The following is an 18,281-nucleotide window of genomic DNA, read 5'->3' as shown; positions in this document are numbered from 1 at the left end:
CTATGATAGAATTCCAACTTTTTGCCCAGAAATGCACTCCTAACCGAACCGTATTTGTGGGAGCGTATGGGGATTGTGGACCTTCTTATATATGCACGGAAGAGTCTTTCAAACAGGGAGGTTATGAACCTTCTTCAGCAGGTTGTCCTCCATCTACAGAATGGAAACTTAAAGAAACTATTCAACAGGTACTTTCGTAAAAATATTTAATTTACAGCAGATAGTTTATATAACAAATGTCTTATAAAATTTTATAAACACATAAAAAACCTCAAGGAATTAACTTATGAATCGTCGCCGATTTTTACAAATACAAACTGCAGGAATATTATCTTTCTTCTCGGGAGTATGGATGAAAAAAGTATCGGCAGATACTTACTTACGGATTGCCCCGTTCAAGTGTGATGCTACCCCGCCGTTAGGAACACCCTGGTATCCCAGTTATAAACCTCTGGATACGATTGAACATCCTCTGTTTGCAAAAGGAGTGATTATCGAATCAGAAAAACAGAGATATGTATTGTGTACGATTGATTGGTGTGAAATTGCAAACCGTTCCTATTATCGTTTGTGTGAATTAATCGCAAATGCTGTTAAAACAGAACCTCATGCTGTATTTGTTCACACGGTTCACCAGCATACGGCTCCGATGTGTGATGAAGACGCCTTTGATATTATCGCCACAATACCCAATCCACCTCCCTACCCTAAAAACGAAGTTTTTGAAGAAATTTTCAGAGGGATTGCACAAACCGTTGAAAAGGCTACATCTCAACTGATTCCTTGCAATTCAATAGAGATTGGTAAAGCAAAAATAGAAAAAGTAGCCTCAAATCGCCGTATTTTTATGCCCGATGGGAAAGTAGCAACTCGTTCGAGTTCTTGTAAAGACCCAAAATTGATTGAAGCCGAAGAAGGGTTGATAGACCCCTATTTACGGACTTTAAGTTTTACTTCAAAGGATGGAAAGCCTATTGCACGATTGCATTACTATGCTACACATCCCCAAAGTTTCTATTGGGACCCACGAGCCAGTTATGATTTCCCCGGTATGGCACGGGAAGAAATGGAAAAACAAGAAGGAATTCCTCACATTTATTTCACAGGTTGTGGTGGAGATATTGCCTGCGGTAAATATAATGACGGTTCCCCAGAAGCACGCCAACAATTATATCAACGAATGTTAGAAGGCATGCAAAAATCTGTTCAGTCTTTACAAAAAGATATTATTACTGAACCACAACTTAAAGTAACCTTAGTTTCTCTTAAACCTTCTGATGAAAATCATCATAGTAGAGAATATCTGAAAGAACTTATGAACGATACGAAGCAAGAACCTCATGTTTGAATAGATTCCGCTATGGAATTAGCATGGAAAAACCGCTCCGAACAACCGATACCTGTTGCATGCCTACACTTGGGAAATATATCCATTCTAAGTTTACCGGGTGAGCCTATGGTAGATTTTCAATTATATACACAAAAACTCGATGAAAAACGCCCTATCTTTGTAGCAGGTTACGGGGATTGTGGACCGGCCTATATTTGTACTGAAAAATCTTTTACAGAAGGCGGTTATGAACCCTATGCCTCACATGTTGTCCCCGAATCCGAAAAGACATTGAAATCGGCAATAGAAAAAGTAATTTCTTAAAAAATTTCTTGCCCGTAAAACCATTATTAATATAAACAAAATCATTAACAAGGGGTTTTTATAGTATAATCTTCCTTTATGAGATTGGAGCAACTATATTAGATATGAACAATCCTTTGGTGCGTGTTTTGATATTAAATTGGAATGGGAAAGAACATCTGGAAGAATGTTTTTCATCTCTGGTTGAGGGGTGTCAGCGTGAGGATGTAGAGTTTGTTCTTTTAGACAATGCCAGTACGGATGAATCCGTATCTTTTGTGCGAGAACAGTTCTGCAACGACCCGCGTGTGGTTGTGGAATGTTTAGATAAAAATTATGGTTGGTCGGGGGGAAATAATCGGGGAATTATAAAATCTATTGAGAACGGTGCAAAATATATCTTTTTATTAAATAATGATACCCAAGTAGAGCGTAATTGCATTGATAACTTGCTTGAAATGTCTGAAGCCAATCCTGATATTGGTGGATTGGCTCCGAAAATGCTCCTTTATAATCAGCCATGGCTCCTAAATTCCGTAGGATTGGAATGTTCCATCATAGGTGCTGCGTGGGACCGTGGACTGGGTCGCGTAGATACAGAGCGGTGGAATAAAGTAGTCGAAATTGTTGGAATTTGCGGCGGTGCTATGTGGTTAAAGTCAGAGGTTTTAACTAAAACGGGGTATTTGCCGGAGGAATTTTCGATTTACCTTGACGACCTGGATTTATGTTTGCGTATTTGGGACACAGGCTATCGTATATTAACCTGCCCGAATGCTGTCGTTCATCATAAATTCAGTGCTACCTGGGAAGGTTCTACAGAAAAGGTTCAACATAAGTATTTTTTGAATACACGAAATCGTTTTTATCTTATGGAACGAAATTTTCCTGTGAGTAAGATTTTTAACATATTGTTCTGGACGAAATGGGGAGAAATGAAGGCTTTAGGTAATGCTATTCGAAAAGCAGAATTCTGGCGGATACAGAAACACATTCAGTCTTGGATTGAAGCAATCCGATATATACCGGAAGCACGAAGATGGAAAAAAGAAATGGCAACAAGAAATCAAAAACATAAAAATTTGCCTCCTTACTGGCATTTAATACAGAAAAAAACTTTATTTTGTCCGGATATCGAACTTCCCGTTAAGGGTTGGTATAAACCCATTTATATCGACGGGAAAAAATTCTTTCCCATGAGTAAATATGCAGAAATAGAACATAAAGGAGGAGACTTTTCTTTTCTATGTGGAAATATTTCTTCAGAAAAAACGGAAATTCATATTGATATAAAATGGAATGGAGAAGTTGTAGGAAATATTAGAACGGAAGGATTAAAAAAATACACTTTTGATTTGCCTGCAGGCGTAATAGTATTTGAAGCAAAAAAAATATTGGAAGCAGAACAAATAGGGAAAAATTACGATGTAGGAGCTTGGTTTCAGTTTGAAAGTTTACTTCCTTTGTAGAATTTTTATAAGATTTCAAAATATCTGAAAAAGAACAAGGACATAAGGTAATGTTGAAAAAAAATAAAGAGACACAAACTTTGAAAAATCTTTTCTGGCGGAATTTTTTTCTTTTCCTTATTCTTATCATTGTAATCGGTATTTCATGGTGGTTCGGTTCTATCGCAGGAAAATATTCACTTCAGGATTTGATGACAAAACCATTACCGCCTGTCCCTCCGGAAGGAGAAATTAACGGGAAACAGCAGGATAAAGAAGGTTCGCTTCCTTTTTTTATATATGTAGGTGGAGAACCTTGCAGTGAGATTGCTCAAAAAGAGTTCATGCATGCAAAGGAAGCAGGGGTTGTTAATTATATTATAGATGTTCCATTTCCATGGCGTGGCTCTGATGATTTGCCAGAATTGTTTCGCATTCTCCAATGTATGAATGAGATTGACCCACATGGGAAGTATTGGATTTATCTGGACCTTAATCCACCTGAATCCTGGTTTTCGGGAAAGAAATCTGCCAATATGATAGTTAACAGAGAGGTTCAACCTTACGCATGCTTTAATGCACCATCATGGAAAAAAACAATTGAAGAGTCTTTCAATTTGCTGGTATCCAGCCTTCATTCCTCCAAAATTGGTGGACAGGTAGGCGGATTTATCTTAGGATTTTTAAAAAATCGCTGGTGGATTTCCCCGGGACTGGATGAATCAGAGTATTCACTAACGAGTTTTAACAAGTGGATACAAAATCACTATCCCTCTTCCGAAGAGCGTATTCAACTATTCGGGACAGATACACTGGAACCTTCTTTTATCCTTGATGGGTTGCACAAGGAAACCGCAACTTCATCCAATTATTTAAATCCTGTGGAACATCGTATTCTAATAAACTACCGTCGTTTCTTTAACGAAAGTCTGGCAAATAGCGTAGGTTTCTGTGCCATGACATTAAGGCAGTTACTCAAAGATACAAAGGCAAAGATTTATATCCCGTTTGGATTAAATATGGAAACAGTAGACACAGCCACAGGGCAATTTTCGTTAGATTCAATATTAGAAAGTGATGTAGATGGTTTTATTCTTCCTATATCCTACATAAACCGTGGATTGGGGGAATCCGGAGGACCCGCAGGTACAATAGAAACTCTTTCCCTTCATGGGAAAAATGTCCTCCTTTTCGATGATACGCGAACCGGTATTTCTTATGATGCTTCAACCCAACAAATTGTGCGTGTAAAAGGAATTCGGGCAGAAAATATTTTTGCCGTTCAAAAGAGAAATATGGGGTTGGCGATTGTTCATAATGCAGGTTTGATATGGACAGACCCGGAAGGAAAAGGATGGCTTTTAGATATAGAGCAGTGGGATTTGTTTAAAAAAATGATACAAATTTCTACTCGAATCTTTACTCAAGGGGGTGGTTTGCAAAAATTGAGACTTCAACCACGAAGGATACATGGCGTATCTAATGATAATTTAACATCGGAAGATAACACACTGCCCCGTTTACAGGTTGGAAAATTTAACACAGAAGAGGTGCAAACAGAATATCCTGCTATAGTTCCATTAGAAAATATCCTGTGGGAACCTCTGGCTATGATTATAGATGAGCGAGCTATGCACCTGCTGACACCTAAAGGAATTGAATTTTATTCATCAAGTATTGCAAATGTTCGAGACCAACTTTTGAAAGTAGGGCTACCTATAGAATTTTATCTCATGCAAGATTTACTGGATGAACGAATCCCAAAAAAATTAATATATTTTATTTTTAATCTTTACCCACCAACAGAAAAAGAAATCCAAATTTTACACCGTATATTTGAAACAGATAAGTCTATAGTTATATGGTATTACCTGCCTACATGGGGGAAAGATTCGGATAATGCAGAATTGGTTCATCAATTAACCCAAATGGATGTAAAATTGTTTGAGGCAGATACAATAGCAGGTTCCGTTCTGGGTTTGGAAGGAAGATGGTTAAACAAAGGGGAGGTTTTTGGGGAACCTATATCTATTTCGCCATTATTTTATATTGAGGATGAAAATGCTGATGTAATTGCTCGCTATCAATCGAATAGCAAACCCAGCATTGCAGTTAAAACCATAAATGATAAGTGGGTCTCCGTTTTTTATGCAGAACCTACGGTAAATTACCTTGCTATGCGTGAAATTCTTTCTATCCTTGAAGTGCCTACGGCTATTGCCGAAGGAAGTGTTGAAACACAAGACACACTATTGGTAGGAACAAACATGCTGGTTCTTCATACAAAAGGAATCGGAGACCGTATTTTGCAATTCAATCAATTTTTAAACATTGAAAATTTGTTTCAACCTGAGCAAAAATGGTTCGAACGGGAAACGCTCCTTCTCTCATTAGGTAGTGGAGAAACTGTGTTCCTATTTTTCCAACCCCAATAAAAACGAAACCAAATTTAATGAAAATAGTCTTTTTTATTTAGTATAATAGATAAACATATTTCTTTTTGAACCTAAATAACAAGGAGATTTTACAATGCAACCTTTATCAAGAAGAAGTTTTTTAAAAAGCACGGCTGTATTAGTCGCCGGAACAATGGCTGCGGGTAAAGTTTTTGGTGCTAATGACCGTATTGGAATTTGCACCATAGGATTTAATGGACAAGGAGGAAGTCATATTAAAGACATTTTAGGAAAAACCAATGAAGCGGAAATCGTTGCTCTATGCGATGTAGACAAACGAGTTCTGGAACGTATAGTCTCAGCAGTAGGCTCGAAACAGGGAAAAGCCCCAAAGGCTTATGAAGATTTTCGTGAAGCTGTGCAAGACCCCAATGTGCACGCTATTACTATTGCAACGCCGAATCACACTCATACCCTGATAACCGTAGTCGCATGCAAAGCAGGTAAAGATGTATATGTAGAAAAACCGTTATCCCATAACATCTGGGAAGGCACCCAATTGGTAGAAGCAGCAAAAAAATATAACCGTATTGTCCAACACGGAACACAAAGTCGCTCCGATAATACTTTAATTCGCGATATGGGATTAATCCATAAAGGTTTTATTGGTAAAATTATGCATTCCCGAGGTTATGTATATAAAAACGGAAATCGTTTTGCCATAGGTCATGGTGAACCAGGAACACCGCCCGATTATTTAAATTGGACATTATGGCAGGGAACATCACCCGACCATCCCTTTATGAAAAATAAAGACCGCAAAGATAAACCCGGTTTATATGTGCATTATGATTGGCACTGGTTCTGGGAATATGGAAACGGAGAAATTGGTAATCAAGGTGTACATGAAATGGATATAGCCTGCTGGGGTCATAATCGTGGATTGCCTATCAAGGTATATAGCACCGGTGGAAGATATGGTTGGGATGATGATGGACAAACACCGAACACTCAGGCAACATCATTCACTTATGAAGACGGTTCTATGGTTACATTTGAAGTTCGCAATTTAGGCTCCTTCCAGGAAGCCGATGGCGGCGATTGTGGCAATAGTTTCTTCGGGACAGATGGTTACTATGTCCGTAGAAAAGGTTTCTTTGACTATAAAAATAAACCCATTCCTGTAAACGACCCATTACCTGAAGATTTAGATAAATGGGACCGTTTCTTCCGTGCCATTCGCTCTCGTAAGGAAGAAGATTTACCGGTTACTCCGTATGATGCTCATATATCATGCGTGCATTGTCATTTAGGTAACATTGCATATCGCGTGGGACGCTCATTAGAATTTGACCCGAAAACACTGTCTTTCAAAGATGAAGAGGCGAATAAATTGGTTAAACGCGAAAAATACAGAGAAGGCTTTGAACCTACTGCATAATTATTGATTTTTTTTGGGGATATGGCTAAAATCCATATCCCCAAAATTTTTAAAAAATAACTTGACATTAGGTTTTAAATATGGTAATATATAATAAAATAGTTGAATATGCAGGTATAATTAAATAACAAAAACATCTCTAACAATAAGGAGATAAGCAGTGAAAAGATTAGTCGCATTAACACTCGTGGTTCTGTTAGCCCTTTGCACCATGGTTGCATTTGCTGACGGAACATCCTCCACACAGCAGACACAAGTGAGGCAGGTAAGAGGTCTTGCTGGCGGTGCTGGTGGTACAGGTGGTATCGCAGGACTTAGCGGTGGTGGTTCTGCTGCAGGTGGAGCCGATATAACCGTTGCTCGTTATTAATCACCATACAAAAACTTCAGAGCTCAAATTTATATTTTTATATAAGGGCAGGGTGAGGTGTTTTTTTATTTATTAACAAGTAGTAATCATCGGGGTGTAGCTCAGCCCGGTTTAGAGCACTTGGTTCGGGACCAAGAGGCCGGTGGTTCAAATCCACTCACCCCGACCATTGGATTCAAGGCAAAATTAAACCAAATATAAATAAGTCTTTATAAACCTTTCCTCACCTTTTTTACACTTTAATTTCACCATTCTAAATATATTCGTTATCACTATCCATTTTCTACTTCTACATTTGTTTTTATAGATTATCTGTAAGAGCAATTATATTATGTCCATTTTTTATCTACAAATACTCGATAGCAAAATAACGATATACTAATTAAAGGTAATTTGTTAATTCAAAAATTTTGAGTTTTACTCTGATGTATTTTTTACTTTATCCAGAATTTTTACAATTAAGTCAAATAGTGCTCCTAACATTTTAATACCGTTATTCCATACCTCTATTTGTTGTTGCTTTTCAAGTGTGGAATCTGCTTGTTGGGGAACAATTTTTGAATAGGTGGTTGTTTGGATATGTTTCATATTTTACTCCTTTTTAGTTCTATATAAAATTAAAAGTCTATTTGGAAACGTGTTTGAAGAATACCTAAATTACCATCATATAAGTCATGGTCTATATTGGCAAGGGTATAATTTAAGAAGATTCGGGTATTGGGATTGAGATACCAATTTAATCCTAAAGTCCAATCTTGTTCATTTCCACCACGAATCATCCCGCTATCTAAATCTATCCAGGAATATCGTAAACCCAATTCCCATGCTCCCCAGGAACCTTTTTTAGGAGAAAAGTTTTTATTGGGCTTAATCCTACTCAAAGTTCCCATTTTATTGTTATATGTCCGATTTTCACCTGTAAGGAAATAACTGGTATAGACATATCCTCCTTGAAATTCTCTTGTTCCACCAAAATTTGTATCCACATAAGATAAGGCATGCTCTGCCTGGACAGAGAATGGCCCATATATCCACAAAAATTCCGTTCCTATCAAATCAACATCGTCCGCAACGGCATCTGCTATTCGGAACCCTGCATATCGGTCAGTATCCAGATATGAAAAGGCAAGGGCACATTCAGGGTTCGTGCGATAGCGGAATGGAGCACCATCGGGATTGCGATGACTGTAGGCTAAACCTAAATGCAGAAGTTTTCTTCCATTATCTTCATACCACGGAAGCCCTACTACACGACCCGTAACTGCATATCCCTGGTCATCATCGCTATCATTATCTGATGGAAAATCATCCGTTTCTTTGAATATACCTGCTTGCCAAATAAGTCTGTTTTGCAAGTGAGAATTAAATAACATTATTCCAACATTCCGCTTTGGATTAAAAACATCATTAAATCCTCGTTCCATAAAGGTATTGTAATTCGAATTTGTCAATCGTTCCATTCCGAAAGGTTCTCGAAAATGACCTACTTGAACATTGCCTATATATGGAATATCCGAAATACCTATATATGCATCTGTAAATTTGGCTCGACCTTCCATATCTTTATCCCCTGCAAAATCAAACTCCATCCGATAAAAAACAGATTCATATATCTTTCCTGAAAAATCAATCCGTGCACGGCGAAACTGAGTACCATCATCCTCTTCACCAAACACAGAAACTAAATCTCCATTGTTATCAAAAAAAGCCCAATCTAATTGGAGTCTACCACCTACTTGTAATTCAAAGGAACCATCTTGATTTTTAAAAGATAATCGGTCTTTCCATTGCGATATTAATTCATTAGAATTTTTTTCTTCTTTTTTAACTTCCGTTTTTTCTGCAGGGGAACTTTCTTTTGTAGGTATATTTTCAGTGGAGTTCGTAGGGGATACTGTTTGTTCTTTTCCTTTTAATAAAGTTTCTAACTCTTGAACTTTCTTTTCAAGTGTTTCAATCCTTTGCATTAATTCTGCTTCTCTTTGCGTTGGATTTTCTTTAGAATCATCAGTAAAAGCAAGATTTACAGAGAAAGAAAAAATAACAGACATCATTACAACTAATATCTTTTTGCTATATCCCATGGTCAAACTCCTTTTTTAAATTTATATTATCATAAACTATGCCAAAAAGGAAACCTATATTTAATAAAAGCATAAATCATTGTTCTGTATATAATTACAATGTTAAAAGAATAGTTTTTTTGAATTATTTTTAACGATAAAACAATCAGTATATTTGGTAAAAAATCGTATAAAATTGTTAAATATTTCAATATACCTTTATCAATATTATCAATAAAATTTCAGAGTAAAAACCTAAATTAATTAAAAACATACAACATAAGTTTTATCTATCCTTTAGATAAAGGACTTCACAACACCTCAAAGAGAGTGGAAAGATAGGAATAAATATAAAAGTAGATACTATACTATATTCGGTTGGTGTTTATAGCAAAGTGTAATTCTTTTACGGAGGGGAAAATAAAATCGGGTTTTCTTTCTACTTTGTTTAATTGTTCTGGCGTTGTTTCACCGGACAAAACAAGAATAGATGTTACACCTGCACGATATGCCATTTCCATATCTGTATATAATCGGTCACCAACCATAGCTGTGTATTGGGGTTGCATATTTAATATTTTCAAAGCCATTTCTATCATTTCGGGATTAGGTTTTCCGATATATCGGGGTTCTCTACCTGTACTCGCATGGAGTAATCTCGCAATAGAACCACAATCAGGAATAGGGCCATTTTCTGTTGGACAAACAAGGTCAGGATTGGTAGCAATATAAGGCAATCCCTGTAAGAGGTAATGGGTTGCCTTTTTTAATTTTTCATAGGTCAAGGTAATATCAAAAGAAATTAGAACTGCATCAGGATTCTCTTGAACCAGATTAAATCCAGCACGAATAAGTTCCTTTTCAAAAGAAGGGGGAGCAACCGTAAAAAGATTTTTATAATTCGTATTCCTTTTTAAGAATTCGAGGGTAGCCATTCCTGAGGTTAAAATATGTTCCTTAGAAACTTGAATCCCTAATAGTTCTAATTTTTTTTGATATTGCTCCGCATCTTTTGTGGGATTGTTTGTGAAAAACAAAAATTTTTTATTAGATGATTTTAAATAGTTAATAAATTCTGTTGCACCAGGAATAATTCGATTCCCAAGATATATTGTCCCATCCATGTCTAAAAGGAAACATTGTATTTCTTCTATTTTCTTCACTTTTTTATCTCCAATTTAATTCTAAATCTATTGCGAAATTTCAAATATTTACACAATTTTAACTGTGGAATATTCCACACTTTTTTAATCAAGTCTTATACAAAATTTTCCATTTATTATTTATAACTTACTAATTATCAACATTTTATAACTATTATATTTAATTATGGCATAATAATTGCTACCAATCTATTGTAATTTGGAGTTTATAAATGTTTCGACAATTAATGATATTAAAAAAGAGCAAGAAAAAACAACAAGGCATGACACTTATAGAACTGATGTTTGCTGCGGGTATATTAGCGTTCGTGCTAAGTATGATATTTACCTCTGTTGTAACTGTGGGCATGAATCGTGAAATACATACTCAACGGTTGCAGGCAGAGAGTGTTGTCAATGAGATATTAGACCAAATTAGTCGTTCAGATAGTTCTCAGATATTAAATTTTCTTCCTAATGTACCAAAATTGCCGGGAACAAATGCTATATTACAAATAGAAGCCGTAACAGCAGATGGAACACCTATTACTTTGCCTGCTTCTAGCAACATAAACTTACCCAATCCTCTGGAAGTGCGTGTTACATTAACATGGCAAACAACAGACCGTGGATATACAATAACGAAGAGGGGTTCGACTTATGTATCCAACTAAACGAAATATATTAGGTATGACATTAATTGAATTGACCATGACTGTAGGTCTGATGACGATTGTTATGGGAGCATTATTTACTCTTTCGCTGAGCCTCAACGACACAGTGCAGAATTATAATGCAACCATAACAGCCACAGACGAAGCCCGTCGTGCCTTGCAAATTTTAATTCCTCGTTTATCCCATGCTTCTCGTCAAAGTGTAAATTGGAATGAACTGCCGGGAAATATATTGCGATTTCGCATGCCAACAGATTTGGATGGAAATGGTACCTGTGTTGATGCAGGCGGAAACCTTGAATTAGGAAATGTTGTAACCATACAACGCGATACACAGGATGCAAATAATGACGGATTGACAGATAATCAACTGGTTATGATTCAGGGAAATAATGTTACTGTTCTGGCAAATCATTTATTTAATCCTCCTGAAGTAGAAAATACGGATGGTTCTTTTAATGATACCAATGGGAACGGGAGATTAGACCGTGGCTTCTTTGTCACGATAGATAACAATACCATTCAGGTTCATATTGATACCTTTGGTCAATCGCGTCGTGGACATCAGTTTGTAATAAATGTAGAAGAGCGTGTAGCTCCAAGAAATCCATAAAAGAGGAAATTCGCTATGTTTAAAAAACGAAATATATATTTAACCAATCCTCCCCATAAAGAAGAGGGTATGGCAATGATTATAGCCCTGGTTTTTGTAATGGTAGCCATTGCATTGCTAAGTACCCTCTCCGTTCAAATCATTAACCAAAATCTGCAACAAAATAGATATTCCGACTTTAGAGATGCATTTTGGGGGGCTGTTTCTGCTGTTCAGGAAAGCAAAAGTTCTATGGAAATAGGAGGTGATGGTTTGGTAGGTGTTGAAAACTGGACACCTTCATATAATGCGAATAACGAGCCTATCCTCCCTTCCTTTGATAGTCCTTCTGTTACACCTCGCACATTAGCCTCCGACCCAACGGTTCAATATTTCGCAATAGCAATCCCCTGGGAAAGTGACAATTTCGACAATAACGGCGATGGCCTTGTTGACGATATATCCGAAGTAGATATGGTTACTATATATGCACTTGCCCGAAAAAATGGAACCGTCCGCCGATTGGAGGTTATAACGGACAGTACTGATGTAAATGTTTGGAATAATGCTATATTTGCAGGTGATGGTCAAATTGGAAATGTAATAAATGGAAATGTAAGTATTCATGGTTCTGTTCATGTTCTGGGAAACAACCTCCTACCGGGAAATCCTGCAATAACTGCTTTAGACCTAAGCGGAACAGCTTTAATCCATAATAATTATCAGGGAGTTCCCGGTATATTGCAACAACGAGTTCCTCCCTTGCCTACAACGGTGTTTGATGGTGAAACTGTAGAAACTTTAAATGCCAAACTCCGTGTAAAACGCGGGTTGGTCGGTTTATCAGGCAATTCAGAAATTGGAGAACCTCATGTTCCGGGGAATGGATGGAAAGAAACGATGGATGGAACATTTGTTAATGATGGCTGGACAGGAAATCAAACCATTCCGAACGGTGGTAGAGGTATTCCTAAGAATGTATTTAGCGATAACGGTTGGGATGAACTTTATGATTTAGGGAATCGGGTTGCTTTCCCACTACTTACAGACGATTGGCGGGAACCTAATGGCTCAAAGGTTATTAATCCTAATACAGGAAACCCATATAGCTTTCAGGATTACTTTTCCCAAGTGCTATTGGCAGACCCTGCTATTACTAATGATGGAGTATTTAATGGGAATTTAATATTAAACGCAAAGGGTAGCAAAATCTTCTGGGATGCAACAACAGGAACTTATTTAAATGGCTCATTACCTGCTTCTTTGCCGCCGAATGACCATGATTATATCTGGTTCGACCCGTCAACCAATGTTTTAAGAATTAATGGACAAATACGCATAAACGGCAATCTAACCTTTACCGGTGGTGGAAACGACCGTACTATTAATTATAGCGGGAAAGCCGCCATACTTGTCTATGGTGATATTACTATAGATACAGACCTTGTTACATGCAATAATGGAAATCCCAACAATATTCTGAATAGCTTTCCTGTCAACAATATTATAGGACTTATGAGTTCTAATAACATGTATATTGGCAACACAGCACAGTGTGATATCATGGGCGCTTTCTATGCTCAAAATATGATAAAAATTTCAAAGCAAACAGATGTAATGGGAACGATAGTTTCAAGTTATTTCGATATGGGTTCACAGGTTCCCAATATTTATCAAGTCCCGGCTCTGGCGACCAATCTTCCTTACGGAATGATTGCTAATTATCCAATTACAGCTTTACAGCAAGTTGGTTGGCGTGAATTAGGATTGTAACTTTAAAAGGAACTTAAAAAATGAGTACATATATGAAAAACATATCATTTTCATCGTATTTGTTGTTCATAGGTGCTGCTATATTAATTACCCTGGGAATTATTGGTGCTATTTGGGGCAAAACAAGCAATGTAGAAGCATTAGAAGCACAGAAGACTACATTAAAAAACCTAAATACGACACCGACACTAACAGCGGATATTGAAAAACCTTCTATCAATGAACCTCCAAAAGATTTAAATAATCCCGACCAATTAATTGAACATTATCGTTCTCAATTGGAACAAAATCCTCAGGACCCAAATACACCAGCATATCTGTCTGCAATAGGAAATCTTTATAAAATGAAAAAAATGGATTGTGCTAATGCTATTCCTTATTATGAACGAATTATTATTGATTATCCTGATTGGGAAGGTATTAAATCTATATATCCAGAATTGGCTTCTTGTTATGAGGAAGTAAATGACTATAAAGGTAAAATCTGGATACATGAAGAAATGATGAAAAGATTTCCAGAAGATTCTCAAGAATACCTTTTCGCAAAAAAAGCCCTCGGATTATAATTCCCTATCCAGAATAAAAACTCTTAAAAATCCCTAACTATTACTTCGCAGCAAAATTGGATTCACATTGGATTTTTTAGCAGAATGAAAAGGATTCCATCAAAAGAAATAAACAAGGAAAAGATGGAAAACACGACGGAGTATTAAAGAACCTATCATCATAAGGGCAATTATAAAAAGAACCCATTTTTCTTTTTTTGATAGTCCCAGTTTCATAAAGAACAAATCTATTAGAACAGGATTAAGACTTTATCACCGCATGTTTGCATTTTCTACGAATTTCTTCAGGACATTGTTCGATATATTGACAACAATGTTCCGAAGTATTTCCAGCAATTTCACAGGCTTTCCCGCTTCGTTCACCTAAACGATAACGGGCTAATAAATGGATACATACCCAGATAAAGCCCAAAATTAAAGCAAACAAAATGGCTAACGATATAGTAATAAGTATAGTTTTCATTTCAGAACTTAACCTGTATATAAGTAAACAAAAGCATCATCCCTTTTCATTCCAAAACACTTAAATATTATAAACCCTATTTGCTTACATTGATAACTAAATTGACAGTTCCGTTAACCGCATTACTTACAATCGGGATAACAGGGTTAAAATCAAAAATTTGAGTTTTGTTAACTGTGATAGTAACAATCTCTTCTGCTCCTGTTTCAGCATAAGGACCAACAGAACCGGCTAACTTAGAGAAAGTATAGCCCTCTGTCGGCAAGGCTAATCGGTCAAAACTCCATGAAAGCGTAGATTGTCCTGTATTCCTGATGATAAAGGATTGCGCTTCTATTGTATTAGGAGAATTGAAGTTCAATTCAGTGGGGATAACCGTTATTTCAGGTGGTTGTATCGTACAATAGACAAAAACAAACCGTGTTATGGGGTTATTGAATATGGAATCAAATGAGAATTGCAGTATTCCCAAATATGTACCTGGGAGCAGTTCTCCACGCTCAATAGGAATATGTAATTCATAAGGAGTTCCATTTTCATAGATGATACGAAGTTCTTCATCCGGTTTTACAATGTTCCCAAAGAAATCACCTGTCAAGGCTTCAACATCCCAGTATAAGCCAACAGATGTAGGACGATGACTACCACCATCATTATAGATGTTTACAACCAAATCGTAGGTATCATCGGGAAGATTAATAACATATTCATCACTCATCGCAGGTTGCGTTTCTAATCGAGGATAGGGATTGGATGGTGCTAGATTGGGTTGCTCTTTTACTTCAAATAAATTTGGGTGTGTAAAATACTTTGACTCTGGATTTGCTGTTATTTGCGGGAAGACTACATCAAATTGTAATTGGAACGGTTGTGTTGCGTTTTCGAAATGTAAAACACATAGAGAACCAAAAGCACCATAGTCCAGCGGTTGATTATCGGGGGACGAAAATTGTAGCACATTGCCCACCTGATTAAAATTCCAATCAGGAATCAATCCTCCTTCTGCTAATGTAGGTTGACGCACTGACATGGTCATGGCAGGGTTTCCACCTACAGGATTTACAGAAAATTGAAGGGAATTTATATTCCGTTGAATATAATCTGCATAAACGACTACATCAACAGTTTGTGAATTGGTATCTATCCCATCAGTTAGCAATTTAATTTGTCCCAAACGCACATCATTGGCATATTTCAGCAAATCAATTTGTGTATGACCAAAGGCAGTAGATATATCTCCCTGGTCGGGTAGGCATGGCGTTCCATCATCCGCCGGGGAATTAAAGGCAAGGTCTATACGCACAGTAGCACCAGACATCTGGTTCAGGGCGACGAATTCGAAGAGTAATTGGCTTTGAATATCCTTCGCAATCGAACGGTCGCACGGGTCGTTTACATCCATTTCAAGCCAATCTTGTAATGTGGAAAGTAAGGGTTTCGAAATAGGTCTTCCCACACTATCTACTTCTTGTGTGTTTTTATTTCGGGTAGAATACAAATGTCCCCCGGTTTCCTCAATCAATTGAATTAATATATTCTTATTTACATCTTCACCCCAGCAGAGAAAGAAGGGTCTTGCACGAGCACCTTTCAGAAAATCTACTACAGGGGATATTTGTCCCGGTGGAGTGGTTAACTTTCCATCGGTGATTACTAACATAATACGGTCATCAGATATATCAAAGGGGATATGGTCCCCATCGGCATATACCATTTCCAAGCCACCACTCTCTATCGCAGGGAGTAATGTGGTAGCACCATGGTCAATGACTTGCATACTTAATAATCTATTTTTTGCAATATCTTTATTAAAGGTAAAGGTAGGCTCGCCATCGTTATTTACTAACATACGCACAGAACTACCAGACCATTCTCGTTCATTGAATACACCAATCCCTATTTGATAATTATCAGGAATATCATCAATAAATGCGGGCAATGTACGCACATACAACTCACGAATAGGGTCATTGGCTCCCGAAATTTCTTCCTCTTCCAAAGATTTGGCAGATTCAAACATACTTCCGGAAGCATCCAACAAGATTAGGATGGTGCCCTTATGCTGAACCAATCGTTCTGATTTCACCATAGGTATAAGAAAACGACTGGATTCTTGAATATCTAAGGGCAGGTCATCTTCTGTAATTACGAATTTGTCTGCAAGTGTGGGAAGAAATGCTTCGGGTAAAGATATAGCGCGTTGTTGAACATCGCGAAGTGTCATAACATATCGTATTAACGAGGGTATTCGTAGATTTGGCGGTGCTGTCTCTACTGTTAGTGTAGGAGCCGAAGCAGTTATGGTAACATAAACAGGAGCAATTGTTTCATCAATTACTTTAACACCGTTTACAGTTTTTCTACCTATAATTTTTATTTGTCCTGAAGCATTTGCTCCATCTAAACCTTCACGGTCAATAGAAACAGAAATTTCCTTCCATTCTTTAAGAGGTCCTGCTGTACCATAACTCAAGCCGGATTCCGGAAATACAGAAATCCAATCTTTGTTAGGTATCAATAGGAAATCCAGTGCCGTTCCCGGGTCACCCAGATTTGCGACATCAAAGGTTTTTAGTATTTCACCGGCTCCAAAATTCAAGGAAGAAGGTTGTGCCCCAATAATTATTTTCTTCGGAACCTGAATTTCTATAATAATTTTTACAACAGGATTTTCAGGGTCATTCGTTTGGATAATTAACTCGTAGGATGCGCCTAAATAAGTCAAAGTATCTCTACTAACAGATACCTTTATCCTCTGTTCTTTCCCTTTCTCTAAAGAACCTTGAGTGGGATTGATACCAGTTATCCAGCCAGGAATACCTGTCGTTAATATCTGCCATTCTAAAGTTCCTTTACCGGTATTTTGAATAACAAACTCCTGTTCGATTTCTTCAAATGCGAAGTTAAGGAAAGGTATACCATTATTATCCGTTCCTTCTCCTATTACGGTAACTTCAGGTATTTGAGGAACAGACATACTGGTCTGAACAGGAACAGGAGATAGATTTGTCGCCGATTCTACAGCAATCCCTTTTACTTCAAATGAATACTGATAAGTGGGTCCTTCAGATTCATTGGCTAAGGCTCTATTTACTTTTACCTTTAAAGTTGCCGTTTGAGAACCACTTACCTGACCAGAAGCAATACCTTGATTGTTTATCGGTGTAATACTTAACCATGCAGGGAATTGTGTTGTATCAATCTCCCAGGCAATAGTTTCTTCACCATCGTTCCAGATAGCCAGTGTTTCCTCAGAACGAGTTTCACCAAAGTTAATCTCCGTAGGAAGGACTATCAGTTTCGGGGCTCGTGATGCCTCCATTTGAACATTAAGTACAGAGGAACCCCAACTGGAATTTATAGTAATACTTCCCTGATATTCACCGGGTCGTAATATTGTCGGGTTTGCTTCAACCGTAACCGTTTGACTTCCACCTGCATCAATGTTCCCACTGGTAGGGGTAATTCTCAACCAATTTGAGGCATTTGGGATATCTGAGGTCCAACGCCATGCTACCGGTGCGGAATTATTGATGGTAAAGGTCTGCGTTTGTATTTCGCGAATCTTTCCGAAGTTTATTAAATTAGGGTTTACAGTTAATGCTCGCGTCCGCATCCGAACGATTACTGAAATGGCATAATTGGTAGCCGTATCCCGAACCTGAAGTGTGCCTGTATAATCATTGGAAGATAAGTTTGCAGGATTTACAATCACAGGGA

16 protein-coding genes and 1 tRNA gene are annotated in these 18,281 nt (G+C 37.4%); 12 read left to right on the top strand and 5 right to left on the bottom strand.

The genetic code is table 11. The features are described 5' to 3' along the window. From PLA12_02560 to PLA12_02525, 8 genes are all read left to right on the top strand, one after another. The coding region (locus PLA12_02560) for a hypothetical protein (GenBank protein HOQ31373.1) at window positions 1-200 on the top strand (200 nt) is incomplete at its 5' end. A gap of 86 nt (window positions 201-286) precedes the next feature. Next, the gene (locus tag PLA12_02555) at window positions 287-1,348 is read left to right on the top strand and encodes a neutral/alkaline non-lysosomal ceramidase N-terminal domain-containing protein (GenBank protein ID HOQ31372.1); all 1,062 of its coding nucleotides are present in this window, start codon (window positions 287-289) and stop codon (window positions 1,346-1,348) included. A 12-nt stretch (window positions 1,349-1,360) separates the two neighbouring features. Continuing rightward, complete coding sequence (locus PLA12_02550; GenBank protein ID HOQ31371.1) at window positions 1,361-1,654, top strand: hypothetical protein; 294 nt, start codon at window positions 1,361-1,363, stop codon at window positions 1,652-1,654. Window positions 1,655-1,758: 104 nt separating this feature from the next. Further along, window positions 1,759-3,102 carry a glycosyltransferase family 2 protein gene (locus PLA12_02545; protein HOQ31370.1) on the top strand — a complete coding sequence of 448 codons (1,344 nt, stop codon included), beginning with the start codon at window positions 1,759-1,761 and terminating at the stop codon, window positions 3,100-3,102. A gap of 50 nt (window positions 3,103-3,152) precedes the next feature. Continuing rightward, entirely contained in the window at window positions 3,153-5,516 is a 2,364-nt protein-coding gene (locus PLA12_02540) for a hypothetical protein (protein HOQ31369.1), read from the top strand. Window positions 5,517-5,610: 94 nt separating this feature from the next. Continuing rightward, window positions 5,611-6,918, top strand: a complete 1,308-nt coding sequence (locus PLA12_02535) for a Gfo/Idh/MocA family oxidoreductase (GenBank protein HOQ31368.1) — start codon at window positions 5,611-5,613, stop codon at window positions 6,916-6,918. Between the two features lie 160 nt (window positions 6,919-7,078). After that, entirely contained in the window at window positions 7,079-7,288 is a 210-nt protein-coding gene (locus PLA12_02530) for a hypothetical protein (GenBank protein ID HOQ31367.1), read from the top strand. A 90-nt stretch (window positions 7,289-7,378) separates the two neighbouring features. Beyond that, window positions 7,379-7,457 (top strand) — tRNA-Pro (locus tag PLA12_02525). Window positions 7,458-7,705: 248 nt separating this feature from the next. Here PLA12_02525 and PLA12_02520 read toward each other — a convergent pair. From PLA12_02520 to PLA12_02510, 3 genes are all read right to left on the bottom strand, one after another. Then, a complete protein-coding gene (locus tag PLA12_02520) occupies window positions 7,706-7,876 on the bottom strand; it encodes a hypothetical protein (GenBank protein ID HOQ31366.1) in 171 nt (56 codons plus the stop codon). A gap of 29 nt (window positions 7,877-7,905) precedes the next feature. Next, the gene (locus tag PLA12_02515; GenBank protein HOQ31365.1) at window positions 7,906-9,372 is read right to left on the bottom strand and encodes a porin; all 1,467 of its coding nucleotides are present in this window, start codon (window positions 9,370-9,372) and stop codon (window positions 7,906-7,908) included. 347 nt (window positions 9,373-9,719) lie between these two features. Next, window positions 9,720-10,514, bottom strand: coding sequence for an HAD-IIA family hydrolase (locus PLA12_02510; protein ID HOQ31364.1), 795 nt, complete (start codon window positions 10,512-10,514; stop codon window positions 9,720-9,722). Between the two features lie 212 nt (window positions 10,515-10,726). Between PLA12_02510 and PLA12_02505 the strand changes: the two genes are divergently transcribed. Genes PLA12_02505 through PLA12_02490 form a run of 4 tightly spaced genes read left to right on the top strand, consistent with a single transcriptional unit; the run spans window position 10,727 to window position 14,098 of the window. Continuing rightward, window positions 10,727-11,167, top strand: coding sequence for a type II secretion system protein (locus PLA12_02505; protein ID HOQ31363.1), 441 nt, complete (start codon window positions 10,727-10,729; stop codon window positions 11,165-11,167). Next, complete coding sequence (locus tag PLA12_02500; protein HOQ31362.1) at window positions 11,154-11,780, top strand: hypothetical protein; 627 nt, start codon at window positions 11,154-11,156, stop codon at window positions 11,778-11,780. The genes PLA12_02505 and PLA12_02500 overlap by 14 nt, the downstream gene beginning before the upstream one ends. Window positions 11,781-11,795: 15 nt before the next feature. Further along, entirely contained in the window at window positions 11,796-13,532 is a 1,737-nt protein-coding gene (locus PLA12_02495; protein HOQ31361.1) for a hypothetical protein, read from the top strand. 20 nt (window positions 13,533-13,552) lie between these two features. Continuing rightward, a complete protein-coding gene (locus PLA12_02490) occupies window positions 13,553-14,098 on the top strand; it encodes a hypothetical protein (protein HOQ31360.1) in 546 nt (181 codons plus the stop codon). Between the two features lie 241 nt (window positions 14,099-14,339). On the opposite strand, the gene PLA12_02485 is transcribed toward PLA12_02490, so the two are convergent. Beyond that, window positions 14,340-14,561, bottom strand: a complete 222-nt coding sequence (locus PLA12_02485) for a hypothetical protein (protein ID HOQ31359.1) — start codon at window positions 14,559-14,561, stop codon at window positions 14,340-14,342. Between the two features lie 76 nt (window positions 14,562-14,637). Continuing rightward, window positions 14,638-18,276, bottom strand: a complete 3,639-nt coding sequence (locus PLA12_02480; GenBank protein HOQ31358.1) for a hypothetical protein — start codon at window positions 18,274-18,276, stop codon at window positions 14,638-14,640. Window positions 18,277-18,281: the final 5 nt, after the last annotated feature.

It is taken from the genome of Candidatus Hydrogenedens sp. (assembly GCA_035378955.1).
Classification (GTDB): Bacteria; Hydrogenedentota; Hydrogenedentia; order Hydrogenedentales; family Hydrogenedentaceae; genus Hydrogenedens.
Note: the sequence above shows the minus strand (reverse complement) of the source record. Positions and strands in the feature narration are given on the sequence as shown.

Excerpts from the sequence above, each read along its gene's own strand:
- PLA12_02495 (HOQ31361.1), top strand. The coding sequence starts at position 11,796 with ATGTTTAAAAAACGAAATATATATTTAACCAATCCTCCCCATAAAGAA.
- PLA12_02515 (HOQ31365.1), bottom strand. The coding sequence starts at position 9,372 with ATGGGATATAGCAAAAAGATATTAGTTGTAATGATGTCTGTTATTTTT.
- PLA12_02545 (HOQ31370.1), top strand. The coding sequence starts at position 1,759 with ATGAACAATCCTTTGGTGCGTGTTTTGATATTAAATTGGAATGGGAAA.
- PLA12_02485 (HOQ31359.1), bottom strand. The coding sequence starts at position 14,561 with ATGAAAACTATACTTATTACTATATCGTTAGCCATTTTGTTTGCTTTA.
- PLA12_02500 (HOQ31362.1), top strand. The coding sequence starts at position 11,154 with ATGTATCCAACTAAACGAAATATATTAGGTATGACATTAATTGAATTG.
- PLA12_02550 (HOQ31371.1), top strand. The coding sequence starts at position 1,361 with ATGGAATTAGCATGGAAAAACCGCTCCGAACAACCGATACCTGTTGCA.
- PLA12_02540 (HOQ31369.1), top strand. The coding sequence starts at position 3,153 with ATGTTGAAAAAAAATAAAGAGACACAAACTTTGAAAAATCTTTTCTGG.
- PLA12_02490 (HOQ31360.1), top strand. The coding sequence starts at position 13,553 with ATGAGTACATATATGAAAAACATATCATTTTCATCGTATTTGTTGTTC.
- PLA12_02535 (HOQ31368.1), top strand. The coding sequence starts at position 5,611 with ATGCAACCTTTATCAAGAAGAAGTTTTTTAAAAAGCACGGCTGTATTA.
- PLA12_02555 (HOQ31372.1), top strand. The coding sequence starts at position 287 with ATGAATCGTCGCCGATTTTTACAAATACAAACTGCAGGAATATTATCT.
- PLA12_02505 (HOQ31363.1), top strand. The coding sequence starts at position 10,727 with ATGTTTCGACAATTAATGATATTAAAAAAGAGCAAGAAAAAACAACAA.
- PLA12_02520 (HOQ31366.1), bottom strand. The coding sequence starts at position 7,876 with ATGAAACATATCCAAACAACCACCTATTCAAAAATTGTTCCCCAACAA.